The sequence below is a fragment of the Naumannella huperziae genome (assembly GCF_054073625.1).
The window spans coordinates 3245267-3256971 of record NZ_JBSXPH010000001.1; the positions used below are offsets into that span (position 1 = coordinate 3245267).

An 11705-nucleotide genomic window follows, 5' to 3' on the forward strand; every position below is an offset into this window, starting at 1 on the left:
CCGGGCGTCTCAGGCCAGCCGGTCGAGGCGCCCGGTGTCGACGTCGTACATGAAGCCGCCGACCGCGACCGACTCGTTGATCAACGGGTGCGAACGGACCTTCTGCACGTCGGCGGCGAGCGTCCGCTCGGGGTCGGTGATCACGCCGATGCTCATCCAGCTCGCGTCGACTCCGGTGCTGTCGGTGAGCCGCTGCCGGATCTCGTCCTCGCTGGACGACGCGACGGCACACCGGGTGTGCTGCACGATCAGTACGCGGCTCACGTTCAACAGGTTGACGCCGAGCACGAGGGCGACCAGGGCTGCGTCGTTCACGCGACCACCCGGGTTGCGCAGGATCTTCGCGTCGCCGGCCCGGAGCCCGATCATCCGCAGCGGGTCGATCCGGCTGTCCATGCAGGTCAGCATCGCGACACCCGCGCGGGCGACACCGTCGAAGCCCTGCAGGTCGAAGCTCTCAGCGTAGCGGGCATTGGAGTCCAGCAGATCATCGAACTCGCCCATGATCATTCCGTTCTGCGCGGTGCCCGGCCGGTGCCGGGCGTTCGGTCGGTCAGCCTAGCCGGACGGTACGCCGAGACGGTCGGATCGCCCGCGATGAAGAATCGCCACGGCACGTCGGTCGCCCGGCTCACGCCGACCCGTGGTCCGGCCGTGATCAACTCGGGCGGTAGCGGATCGGCGAGTTCCAGGGCAGGCCCCTCGCCCGCCGCGAGATCGGCTCCGTCGTAGGCGCGGGTGATGCCCAGGCAGCGGGTCAGATTCCCGGGGCCACGGGCCAGCCGGGCATCCGGCACGGGTGCGGCGGTCCGCTCCCCCCGCCTGGCCCGTGCGGCGTCGATGCCGCCGATCACCTCGCCTGCGCGGACCAGCAACCCGGTCGGCGTGCCCGCCGCCCCGCAGACCACATTGCAGCAACTGTGCCCGTGCATCGTGTAGACGTAGAGGTGGCCGGCCGGCCCGAACATGGTGGCATTGCGCGCCGTCTCACCGCGCCAGGCGTGCGAGGCGGGATCGTCGGCGCCGGCGTAGGCCTCGACCTCGGTGATCCGCACCGCCACCTCGCCGTGCCGCAGCACCGACCCGAGCAACCGGGGGGCCACCTCGGGCGCGGATCCGGCGAGCTGACGTTCCAGCCGCTCCCGGCGCACCGGCGCTCAGGCCGCCGCGCCGGTCGAGACGTTGGGATCCATCAACTGCCGGCACACGTTGGGGTCGCCGCTCTGGTAGCCGCGCATCAGCCAGGCCTTGCGCATCTCCGACGAGCCGTGCGTCCAGGTCTCCGGGCTCACCTGACCCCGCATCGAGGACTGGATCCGATCGTCGCCGACCGCCTCGGCCGCGTCGACGGCCCGGTTCAGGTCGTCGGCGGTGATCACCTCGATGGCATCGTCGGGATCGGTCGCCGACCAGGCGAGCCAGTTGCCGGCGAAGCAGTCGGCCTCCAGCTCCAGGCGTACCGCCATCGACTCGGGGCCGGTCGAGCGGTCGGACTGCCCGCGGCCGAGGTCGCCGATCAGGTTGGAGATGTGGTGGCCGTACTCGTGGGCGATCACGTACGCCTCGGCGGCGTCGCCGCCCTGGGCACCGAACTGCGAGCTGAGTTGGTCGAAGAAGCCGGTGTCGAGGTAGACCGTCTCGTCCCCGGGGCAGTAGAAGGGCCCGACCGCCGAGGTCGCGGTGCCGCAGGCGGTCTGGATCTGGCCGCTGAAGGTGCGGGTCACGGTGGGGCGGTAGCCCTGCACGGTCTCCCCCCAGTACTGCTGGATGGAGTTGGTGTAGGCGACGAAGCGGCAGCTCCGGTCAGTCGCGATGTCGCCACCGGTGCGGCAGGCCTCGTTGCTCGTCCCCTCGGACTGGGTCTGGGCCGGGCCTGAGGCGACCTGCCCACCGGCCAGCCCGGTCAGGTCGACGCCGAGGATGTTGGAGAGCAGGAACAGGATCAGCAGCGTGCCGATGCCGCCGCCGACGGCGATCTTGCCGCCGCCGATCCCGCCGCCACCCCCGCCGCCGCTGCTGCGCACCTGGGACGTGTCGAGCCGCGCGTCGTCCTTGTACTGCACGAGATGACCTCCTCGCCGGCGGCTACCTGCCGCGCGATGAGCATAGTGGGCGGGTCCCCTGCGTGGTGGCTGGCCGGCCCCCGGGCGGGCGCGCCATGATGGCGAAATGCGACTGATCGGACTCGGGCCCGCGGGTGAGCCGCTGGTGAGCCTGGAGATCGATCACGGCGTGGACCCGCACACCGCCTTGTGGAACCGGGGCCTGTCGCTCACCCGACCCGTGCGCGCACAACGCGGCCCGGCCGGCGAACTGGTGCTGCTGGTGCACGCGACGCCGCACGGTCGCAAGCGTGGCCGCCCGGGCGGGCGCCAGCGGCCGGAGCGTCCCGGATCGGGGGCGGTACGCCGGCAGCGCGTCGCCGCCTATGCCATCACGCTGAGCGACCGCGGCGTGCTGGGCACCGAGTTCTCCGACCGGACCCACGTGCCGGGTCAGTGGGGGCTGCCGGGCGGCGGCGTCGATCCGGGCGAGGAACCTCCGGAGACGGTACGCCGGGAGCTGATGGAGGAGGCGGGCCAGCGGGTCGATCTGGGGCTGCTGATCGACGTGCAGTCCGACCACTGGGTCGGCACCTCGCCCTCGAACGTGCTGGAGGACTTCCACGCGCTGCGGCTGATCTATGCCGCCGACTGCCCCGAGCCGACCGACCCGGTGGTGCACGACGTTGGGGGCACGACCTCGGCCGCCGCCTGGATCCCGCTCGGCCGGTGGCGCGAGTGGCGCTGGACCGCCGGCGCCCGCGCCCTGCTCGAACGGCACCTCGGCTAGCGCCGGCCCGAACGCGACGAAGGCCCCGCCCGGTGGGGCGGGGCCTTCGGTTGCGCGGTGCGTACCGGTCAGCGGCGCAGGTAGCTGATCAGGCGCAGCATCTCGACGTAGAGCCAGACCAGGGTCACGGTCAGCCCGAACGCGGCCTTCCACGACTGGTCGGCCGGGGCGCGCATCGCGATGCCGCGCTCGACGTGGTCGAAGTCCAGCACCAGGTTCAGCACGGCGAGCACGACCGCGATCAGCGAGATGCCAACGGCGAGCAGCGTGGGCGGGCCGGTCAGGCCGCCGCGCAGCCCGACACCACCGCCGAACAGCACGAACAAGAAGTTGATCAACATCACCGCGGCGAACGCGATGGTGGCGATCACCACGACCTTGCGGAAGGTCTGGCCGACCTTGATGTTGAAGAACTTGTACGCGGCGAGCGTGACCACCGCCGCGACCAGCGTCGCGAAGACGGCCTGCACGACGATGCCGGGATAGATGTTCTCGAAGATCCGAGAGAACAGCCCGACGAAGGCGCCCTCGAGGACGGCGAAGAGGATCGCCAGCGGGACCGGGACGGTACGCCGGGCGGCGACGACGATCGTGATGATGAAGGTGCCGAGTGCGGCGACGATCGCGACCGGCAGGCCGAGGGAGACCGGCAGCAGCATGAAGGACGCGGCCGCGGTCAAGATCACGATGCCGAGCATCACGCCGGTCTTGGTGATCACGTCGTCCAGGGTCATCACCCCGCCCGAGCGCGGCGACTGCTGCGGCTGACCGCCGAACTGCTGGCCGTACTGGCTGTCGGCCGGCGCGTAGCCGCCCGACGACCAGGCGTCGCTGCGCGACAACACCGGGTTGGAGCTGCGCATCATGGGGTGGTCCTTTCTCGGTCTGGCTGATCGGCTCGGCGATCCGGCCGACCTCGTTCGACAACGGCGCCCATCCTACCGGGCGGTGCGTTTCGTTACTCTCTGGTAACCCCGGGCGGGGCCCCGATATTCCCCCTGCCCTAAGCTCCGCCCGTGAGCTATGAGTTCGATGCCGTGACCACCCTGGCCCCCGTCGCGGGCGACGAGGCGACCCTGGCCGGCGACTTCGGCACCGGTTGGCTGGTCGGCAAGGCGGTCAACGGCGGGGTGGCGCTGGCCGTGGCGGCGCGGGCGCTCTCGCTCGCCGCCGGCCCGCGCTATCCCGATGCGATCGCCGTCACCGGCACGTACCTGAACCCGTCGATCGCGGGTCCGCTGACGGTGCGAACCGACGTGCTGCGCCGCGGCGGCAGCCTCGCCACCGGGTCGGCGCTGCTGCTGCAACCGGACGCCGACGGTACGCCGGTGCCCCGCGTACTCGTCCAGGGCAGCGTCGGCGACCTGGGCGCACTGCCGCCCGACGACGACGGCCCGACCGATCCGCCGACCGACCTGCCGGCCGTGGACGACTGCATCTCCTCGACCGAGAACCGGCCGCCGAGCCTGCACAAGTCGGCGCTGCTGGACCGGTTCGACATGCGATTGGACCCGGCTACGCTCGGCTGGGCGCTCGGCGAGCCGTCCCACCGGGGAATGATCCAGGGCTGGTTCCGGCTGCGCGACGGGCGCGAGCCCGACACCTCGATGCTGCTGTTCGCCGTCGACGCGCTGCCGCCCGTGACGGCCGATCTCGGCCGCCTCGGCTGGGCACCGACCCTGCAGCTGTCGGTCTATGCCCGCGCCCGGCCCGCGCCGGGCTGGCTGCAGTTGCGGCACGAGACCCGGCACCTGTCGGGCGGGCAGTTCGAAGAGGATGCCCGGATCTGGGATTCCACCGGGACGCTGGTCGCGCAGGCGCGCCAGCTCGCCCGCGTACCGCGCTGATCCTCCCTAGACTTCTGTCCGGGCCCCCGTAGCCCAATCGGCAGAGGCAGGCGGCTTAAACCCGCCACAGTGCGGGTTCGACTCCCGCCGGGGGCACCGGTGCGTCGTTGTTCGGATCGGTGTCGATGTAGACCGTCGTGAACGTGAGCGGCCCCTCGGGCTCGATCGTGCACGCGTCCTGGCTGTCCGACGCCCTCGCCCTGAGGCGGCGGTCGGGTCGAGATCGCCGCAGCGGCGACGAGCGATGCCGCCGCCAGAGCGACCGCGCCCGGCGACGAGGGATCGCGGATGCGCCGACGCGATCGAGGATGAGCCCGCCGGCGCCGGCGACGGCGGCGCCTCGGACGGGCAGGAACGGGACAACTCGATGCGCCGGTGTCGAAGTTCACGCTGAGCCGCCAGAAGACGACCCTCCGCAGCGCCAGCGTGAGCCGCACCCTCTCTACGCGCGCTCGCCCGCGCGCATGAGCGTTTTGTGGTCATCTCGGCGACCGATGTGACCACAAAGTGCTCACGCCCGCCGAGTGGGATCGCAGCCTTACCCGCCCATACCGCCCTCCAGATCCCTCCCGTGGACAAGCCCGCTCTGCGGCGTGCACAACGGGCACAACTGCGGAAACAATCGAAAGGGTGAGAGGCGATCAGACCACGCCCGAGGAGACGGGCAGACCGGAGTAGGCGCCGAACTCCAACCCCGAGGACGGTCCGGCCGCGACGGCCGAATTGCGTGCATGCCAATAGATGCCGAACTGGATGATTTCGATCAACAGAATCATCATCGCCTCGGCCCGGGGGGACGACCTGCGTGGAGTCTGCCGTGCGGGTATTGCGGTGTCCACAGGTTGTTCGAGTTGTGCACAGGATTTCACCGCGCAAACGGGGATATCCACAGAAATGTGAGGGGCTATCGACAGGGCGCCGGGGCTGCTGGAAGCATCCTCGAAATCGGCGAGAGGAGCCCCCAGTGATCGCTGCCGACCTCCGGCGCTTCGGCGCGCTCGTGATCGCGCCCATCGTTGCTGTCTTGGGTGCCTGCACGCCCGCCGCATCCGAGCCTGCGCCAACCCCCACCCCCTCACCCTCTCCCTCCCAGACCCCCTTCGCCGAGAAGAATGCCGCCGCCATCGAGGCGTACAAGCGGTATGAGGAGATGCTGGTGGACACCGCGACGTCCGGCGGATACGGCCCCGATGATGATGTTCCCGAGTCGGTGCTAGCTACGACCATGGGTGAGGAACGCGAACTCGTGAACAAGGACAATCACCGACTCAAACGCGACGGAGAACGGGGTGTCGGAAACGTCCGGGTGGGCAGGATCAGGCTCGAGAGATCCAATCCTGTCCCCGGAGCCCCCGGCGGTCACGAGGTGCGCCTGGTGTCATGCAGAGACTTCACGAGGTTCAAGTGGACGAGCGCTGAAGGAGACCGTGCAGTCCCCGAGACATTCCAGGACGTATACACCCGGCTCTCGTTCGACGAGACGGCGCCCGTCGGCTGGAAGGTCGTGCAGATGCGGAGCAGACAGAGCAACTCGTGTTGATGCGATCCATCACAGCACTGGTGATCCTGTGTGCGCTGGCGTTGTCGATGCCTGCGCTCGCCCGTGCGAAACCAACGGACTCTGGCGAACCCACAACCCGTGGATTCGGTGACTCCAGTGATGTGACTGGCACTGCTCAGACAGAGGAAACGAAAACAACCGACACGACCACAGACTGGAGACCGGGGTCGTCTGGCAGCCATCCCGCTCCCGATCCCTGGGCGGGTTTCTCCAAGGAGGAGCGCGAGGTTGCCGAGCAGACGGGTGGCGTACCGAGCGCGAACGGCAACGGCGAGATGGTTCACCTGTCGGTGTGCCTGGATGACCCGACCGTGTCCGTGCTGTGCCCGAACTATCCAGGCGGAGGGGACGGCGCGCCGCCCGCGCCGACCATCGCGCCCGAGGAGGCCGCCCGTCGTGCGGTCGCGAAGATCCGCCTGACCGCCAAGCCGCCAGGGCTCAGCCCGGACTGGAACAAGAACAAATACAAGATGCTGGCCGTCGGATTCCCGGTCTGGGTCTACGCCGACCCGGATTCACTCGTCCCCGTCAACGACTCCCAAAACATCGAAGGCCTGAGCGTCTCACTCGACGCCGCCAAACCGAACATCGCGGTCACGATGGGCGACGGCACCACCCTGCGCTGCGCGCTGAAAGGCCGCCCCTTCAACTACCGCGACGAACCGGGCAGCGACGGCCCCTGCTCGCACCGCTACCAGAAAATGTCCCCACCCGACGGCTACACCGTCACCGCCATCTACACCTGGGCCGTCGCCTGGACCGCCGGCGGACAATCCGGCGTGATCACCGTGAGCAACCAGGCCAGCACCCAGATCCCCATCGGCGAACTCCAAGCACTCATCACCGCCCCACGCTGACCACCCCCAACCACAGCCGGCCCCCAAGCCACGCCCGCTCCGCACAAGCATGTGCGTTCTGTCGTCATCCCCGCGACCGAGATGACCACAAAACGCACACGCTCGCCGGGTGGAGCCGCCGGCGCACCGGCCCGCACCCATCCAGATCCCTCCCGCAGTCAAGCCCACTCTGCGGCCCGCAGAGCGGGCACAACTGCGGAAACAATCGGAAGCGAGGGGGTGATCAGACCAGCACGCGGGAGACGGGCAGGCCCGAATCGGCGCCGAACTCCAGACCCGACGACGACAGTCCAGCCGCGGCGCGCCCCGCCCGACCACCGGTGGTCGGCGGTCACTAGGGTGCGAGACCGAACCCACGCATGGACGACGACCCGGAGCAGGTGAACCGATGGACGCACTGGAGGACGTGCTCAGCTCGATCAGTTCGGTGATCTGGGGGCCGTTCATCCTGATCCCGCTGCTGCTCGGCACGGGCCTGGTGCTGACCATCCGGCTGCGCGGCATCCAACTGCGCAAGCTCGGCCCGGCGCTGCGGCTCGCGCTGATCCAGCGCAAGGACGACGACGCCGAGGACTCGGGCGACATCTCGCAGTTCCAGGCGCTGACCACGGCGCTCGCGGCCACCGTCGGCACGGGCAACATCGTCGGCGTGGCGACGGCGATCGCGATCGGCGGTCCGGGCGCGCTGTTCTGGATGTGGGTGACCGGCCTGGTCGGGATGGCGTCGAAGTATTCCGAGGCGTTCCTCGGCGTACGCTTCCGCACCACCGACGCCGCGGGCGAGCGCTCCGGCGGACCGCAGTACTACCTGGAGCGCGGCATCGGCGGCGGCTTCGGCAAGTTCTTGGCCCTGTCCTTCGCCGTGCTGGCCTTCCTGGCCTCCTTCGGCATCGGCAACACGACCCAGGGCAATTCGATTTCGGCGAACCTGGAGTCCTCCTTCGGCGTACCGCTCTGGCTGACCGGCGCGGTGCTCACCGTGCTCACCCTGGTCGTGCTGGTCGGCGGCATCCGCTCGATCGGCCGAGTCACCTCGGCGCTGGTCCCGGTGATGATCGTGTTCTACGTGCTCGGCGCGCTGTGGATCCTGATCGTGAACGCCCCGCAGGTGCCGGCCGCCCTCGCACAGATCTTCGGCAATGCCTTCACCGGAACGGCTCCGGTCGGCGGCTTCGTCGGCTCGGTGATCATGGTCGCGATCCAGTACGGCGTGGCCCGCGGCATCTTCTCCAACGAGTCCGGGATGGGCTCGGCGGCGATCGCGGCGGCGTCCGCGCAGACCACCCATCCGGTACGCCAGGGCCTCGTCTCGATGACGCAGACGTTCATCGACACGATCATCGTCGTCACCTGTACCGGACTCGTGATCGTCACCACCGGCGTGTGGACCGGCGGCGAGGACGCCGCCGCGACGATGACCGGCGAGGCGTTCAGCCGCGGCCTGCCGGGCGAATGGGGGCACTGGATCGTCACGCTCGGCCTGGTGATGTTCGCGTTCTCGACGATCCTCGGCTGGGCCTACTACGGCGAGCGGTGCGTCGAGCGGCTGGTCGGGCGCCGCGGCGTACTGCCCTATCGGGTGCTGTTCTCGCTCGTCGTGTTCGTCGGCTGCACCGTGCCGCTCGCGGTGGTGTGGAACTTCTCCGACGTGATGAACGGGCTGATGGCGATCCCGAACCTGATCGGCTTGTTGATCTTGTCCGGTCTGGTCGCCCGGGAGACCGCGCACTATCTGCGCAACGACCCGCGGCTGCGCGCCGACCGCGCCGAGGTCGACGCGTTCATGGCCGACCGCGAAACCTGAGCTCAGCGCAACAGCGCCGCGGCGATGACTCGCCTTTCAAGGAACTCGTCGGTCAAACAAACTCGGGTAGAGTGGATCCACCACCGTCACGGGGAACGGTGGCTGCCCGACTCGGACGGGGTAGCCGGCTCGGACAGTCTTTCGACAGGGGAGTAATCGCACGTGCCTCGGTTCACAGACGATTCTTCGCAGGGGACATCGACGCCGAGCAGGAATGGCCGGCCGCCGGCATCTGCGGAGGTGCTCGGGTTCATGGATCAGGTCGGGCGGCTCGCGCTGGCCAATGAGCGGGTCCGCGCCACCCTGGCCAAGGAGATCAACCTCAGCCTGCACGAATTCAACACCTTGTTGCACCTTGACCACGACGGTCCGGTGACTCCGAAGGACCTCGCGACCCGGCTGTCGATCACCACCGGCTCGGCGACGGCGCTCGTCGACCGGATGGTCGGGGCGGGCTATGTGAACCGCGAACCACACCCCGCCGATCGGCGCAGCATCCTGCTTCGGCTGACGCCCCGGGGCACCGACATCGTTCGCGGCGTCCGCGAGCGGTACGCCTCGGCGGCCGGCACCGCCTTCGACGGTCTCAAGCCCGAGCAGATCCGCGAGCTCGAGCGGTTCACGGCGGCCTTTGCCGACCAACTGCGCGCGTGGAAACCCTGACCCGCCCGGCAGCGAGGTCGCATCACCATCGAGTCACACTACCGGCGAGTTGTTCGCCTATCGACTGACTTGATAGCCAAACTGTTTGGTTGTAGAGTCTCCTTCGTCCGGGACGATCCCCGGCCACCCACCCGGCCCCCACGAAGGAGCGTAGATGCCCGTTTCCCCTCGCCTCGCCCGCGCCGCCAAGTTCGCTGTGATTCCGGCCGCCCTCGCGGTCAGCGGACTGCTGGTGGCGCAGAGCTCGTCCTCGGCGTTCAGCGCCCGCACCGACAACCCGGGCAATTCCTGGGCCAGCGGGAGCGTTGCACTGACCGATGACGACAACGGCGTGGCCATGTTCGATGTGACAAACCTCAAGCCCGGTGACAGCGGCTCCAAGTGCCTGACCGTCACCTCGAACGGCTCACTGCCGTCCGATGTCCGGCTGTACGCCGAGGCGGGCGAGGCCACCAAGAACCTGGATCAGCACCTGTCGCTGAAGATCACCCAGGCCGCGTCGTGCGATGCGGCGACGAAGGACACGATCTTCGACGGCACGCTGAACGAGTTCCACACTTCCAAGACCAACTTCTCCACCGGCGCGGGCTCCTGGGCGACCGCCGGCGGCGAGGGCGAGAAGCAGGCCTACACCGTCGCCTACACGCTGAGCGACGACACCCCCAACTCCGCTCAGGGCGGGACCGCCAAGGTCAACTTCGTGTGGGAGGCGCAGAACCAGTAATCCCCCATCCCCCGGAACCGCTGGGCCATCTCGCAGCCGACCAGCCCTAGAGGACAAGCGATCATGTCACCCGACCGCACGGCACCGTCGTCACCGCGATTGGTGATCATGCTGCTCGCCCGGTTGGTGCTGGCCACCTGCGTGGGCCTGGCGTTCTGGGCCGTCGCGCCGATGATCCTCGGCTGGATGCCGACGACGGTGTCATCTGGGTCGATGGAGCCCGCGATCATGACCGGCGACGTGGTGGTCACCAAACCCGCCGCGGCGGATGAGTTGGCTCCCGGTCAGGTTCCGCTGGTCACAGATCCCGACCACCCGGACAAGCTGCGCCTGCACCGCCTCGAGCGAGTCGAGGCCGACGGGCGACTGGTCCTGCGCGGCGACGCCAACCCGGCCGCCGACTCCACCCCGGTCTCCCCCGACGCGGTACGGGGTGTCGGGGTGTTGCGGATCCCGCTCCTCGGGCTGCCGGGCCTTTGGTGGCGCGCCGGGAACATCGGCGCCCTCGCCGGCTGCGTCGTCACTCTCGGCGTGCTGCTGCTGCTCGCCTCGGAAAGACCCCTGAGCCGCCGCCTCGGCATCGGCGCTGCCGCGTCCGGCGCCGCCGCGACCGTCCTGATCGCGACGGCCGTCGTGCCCGCGTTCCGCCCGGCCTACGCGGGCTTCTCCGACACCACCCAGGCTTCGGGTTCCTTCGTCAGCGCACCAGGAATGACCTATCGCCAGCAAGTGCTGTCGGACAAGCCGCTCGTGTTCTGGGAGGGCGAGTCCGGCGACGCGACGCTGGACACCAGCGGCAACGGCCAGACCACCGACTACCACGGCATCACCACGGCGTCGCCGGGCTCGCACCCGAACAGCGATCAATCGTTCACGGTTGCCGGCGACACCAACTACAACGGCCCGCACATGACGCTGCAGCCGCGGATCCTCAACGCGGGACCGCGAGAGTTCAGCCTCGAGCTGTGGTTCAACAATCCCGTCGCCGGTCGCGGCGGCCGGATGATCGGTTTCGGGCTCTATCCGACCAACTACGACACCTACTACGACCGGGTCGTCTACATGACGACCAAAGGCACGGTCATCTTCGGCGTCGGCCCGTACGGTCCACACCGGATCGAGACCACCAAGCGATACGACGACGGGAAGTGGCACCACCTGGCCGCGACCCGCGCGAGTGACGGCACGATGCAGTTGATCATCGACGGCGAGAAGCTCAGCAAGCCGACCAGCGAGGTGCAGTACTACGACGGGTTCTGGCGCGTCGGCTGGGGCCAGCTGGACGGTTGGCCGGAGGAGCCGATGCCGCGCAACCTGCCCTTCCCGGGACGCCTGGACGACATCGCGATCTACGACAAGGCGCTGCCCGCAGCCCACGTCACCAGCCACTACGAGGCTGCGCTGGGCGAGGGCTGAC

Annotated in this window: 13 protein-coding genes and 1 tRNA gene; 9 read left to right on the plus strand and 5 right to left on the minus strand. The window is 69.2% G+C overall.

The genetic code is table 11. The features are described from left to right. Positions 1 to 9: 9 nt before the first annotated feature. From ACXDC7_RS15470 to ypfJ, 3 genes are read right to left on the minus strand one after another with little or no spacing between them, the layout of a single operon-like run. The gene (locus ACXDC7_RS15470) at positions 10 to 504 is read right to left on the minus strand and encodes a beta-class carbonic anhydrase (protein WP_179445594.1); all 495 of its coding nucleotides are present in this window, start codon (positions 502 to 504) and stop codon (positions 10 to 12) included. Between the two features lie 2 nt (positions 505 to 506). After that, complete coding sequence (locus ACXDC7_RS15475; RefSeq protein WP_459222663.1) at positions 507 to 1151, minus strand: DNA-3-methyladenine glycosylase; 645 nt, start codon at positions 1149 to 1151, stop codon at positions 507 to 509. Positions 1152 to 1157: 6 nt separating this feature from the next. After that, positions 1158 to 2063 (minus strand): KPN_02809 family neutral zinc metallopeptidase, encoded by a 906-nt coding sequence (ypfJ, locus tag ACXDC7_RS15480; protein ID WP_179445593.1) that lies wholly within the window; start codon positions 2061 to 2063, stop codon positions 1158 to 1160. A gap of 169 nt (positions 2064 to 2232) precedes the next feature. Here ypfJ and ACXDC7_RS15485 point away from each other — a divergent pair, with 169 nt between their 5' ends. Further along, positions 2233 to 2832: an NUDIX hydrolase gene (locus ACXDC7_RS15485; protein WP_459222855.1), complete on the plus strand. Its 600-nt coding sequence runs from the start codon at positions 2233 to 2235 to the stop codon at positions 2830 to 2832. 68 nt (positions 2833 to 2900) lie between these two features. On the opposite strand, the gene ACXDC7_RS15490 is transcribed toward ACXDC7_RS15485, so the two are convergent. Continuing rightward, entirely contained in the window at positions 2901 to 3698 is a 798-nt protein-coding gene (locus ACXDC7_RS15490; RefSeq protein WP_179445591.1) for a Bax inhibitor-1/YccA family protein, read from the minus strand. 150 nt (positions 3699 to 3848) lie between these two features. On the opposite strand from ACXDC7_RS15490, the gene ACXDC7_RS15495 reads away from it, so the two are divergent. Together ACXDC7_RS15495 and ACXDC7_RS15500 are read left to right on the plus strand one after the other, a co-directional pair. Further along, a complete protein-coding gene (locus tag ACXDC7_RS15495; RefSeq protein ID WP_459222664.1) occupies positions 3849 to 4679 on the plus strand; it encodes a thioesterase family protein in 831 nt (276 codons plus the stop codon). Positions 4680 to 4701: 22 nt separating this feature from the next. Further along, a tRNA-Leu gene (locus ACXDC7_RS15500) sits at positions 4702 to 4775 on the plus strand. Positions 4776 to 5320: 545 nt separating this feature from the next. Here the strand turns inward: ACXDC7_RS15500 and ACXDC7_RS15505 are convergent. Then, positions 5321 to 5446 (minus strand): hypothetical protein, encoded by a 126-nt coding sequence (locus tag ACXDC7_RS15505; protein WP_459222665.1) that lies wholly within the window; start codon positions 5444 to 5446, stop codon positions 5321 to 5323. A 197-nt stretch (positions 5447 to 5643) separates the two neighbouring features. Here ACXDC7_RS15505 and ACXDC7_RS15510 point away from each other — a divergent pair, with 197 nt between their 5' ends. From ACXDC7_RS15510 to ACXDC7_RS15535, 6 genes are all read left to right on the plus strand, one after another. Continuing rightward, the gene (locus ACXDC7_RS15510; RefSeq protein ID WP_459222666.1) at positions 5644 to 6219 is read left to right on the plus strand and encodes a hypothetical protein; all 576 of its coding nucleotides are present in this window, start codon (positions 5644 to 5646) and stop codon (positions 6217 to 6219) included. Further along, positions 6216 to 7097, plus strand: coding sequence for a hypothetical protein (locus tag ACXDC7_RS15515; RefSeq protein WP_459222667.1), 882 nt, complete (start codon positions 6216 to 6218; stop codon positions 7095 to 7097). The genes ACXDC7_RS15510 and ACXDC7_RS15515 overlap by 4 nt, the downstream gene beginning before the upstream one ends. A 388-nt stretch (positions 7098 to 7485) precedes the next feature. Beyond that, positions 7486 to 8901, plus strand: coding sequence for an alanine/glycine:cation symporter family protein (locus ACXDC7_RS15520; RefSeq protein WP_459222668.1), 1416 nt, complete (start codon positions 7486 to 7488; stop codon positions 8899 to 8901). Positions 8902 to 9153: 252 nt separating this feature from the next. Next, the gene (locus tag ACXDC7_RS15525) at positions 9154 to 9564 is read left to right on the plus strand and encodes a MarR family winged helix-turn-helix transcriptional regulator (protein WP_179445586.1); all 411 of its coding nucleotides are present in this window, start codon (positions 9154 to 9156) and stop codon (positions 9562 to 9564) included. A gap of 154 nt (positions 9565 to 9718) precedes the next feature. Further along, positions 9719 to 10288: a TasA family protein gene (locus ACXDC7_RS15530; RefSeq protein WP_459222669.1), complete on the plus strand. Its 570-nt coding sequence runs from the start codon at positions 9719 to 9721 to the stop codon at positions 10286 to 10288. A 63-nt stretch (positions 10289 to 10351) separates the two neighbouring features. Then, entirely contained in the window at positions 10352 to 11704 is a 1353-nt protein-coding gene (locus tag ACXDC7_RS15535) for a LamG-like jellyroll fold domain-containing protein (protein ID WP_459222670.1), read from the plus strand. The last annotated feature ends 1 nt before the right edge of the window (position 11705 follow it).

What these genes read in the sequence shown, in the direction of transcription:
- ACXDC7_RS15470 (WP_179445594.1), bottom strand. Translation starts at nt 504, where the DNA reads ATGGGCGAGTTCGATGATCTGCTGGACTCCAATGCCCGCTACGCTGAG.
- ACXDC7_RS15490 (WP_179445591.1), bottom strand. Translation starts at nt 3,698, where the DNA reads ATGATGCGCAGCTCCAACCCGGTGTTGTCGCGCAGCGACGCCTGGTCG.
- ACXDC7_RS15520 (WP_459222668.1), top strand. Translation starts at nt 7,486, where the DNA reads ATGGACGCACTGGAGGACGTGCTCAGCTCGATCAGTTCGGTGATCTGG.
- ACXDC7_RS15525 (WP_179445586.1), top strand. Translation starts at nt 9,154, where the DNA reads ATGGATCAGGTCGGGCGGCTCGCGCTGGCCAATGAGCGGGTCCGCGCC.
- ACXDC7_RS15530 (WP_459222669.1), top strand. Translation starts at nt 9,719, where the DNA reads ATGCCCGTTTCCCCTCGCCTCGCCCGCGCCGCCAAGTTCGCTGTGATT.
- ACXDC7_RS15535 (WP_459222670.1), top strand. Translation starts at nt 10,352, where the DNA reads ATGTCACCCGACCGCACGGCACCGTCGTCACCGCGATTGGTGATCATG.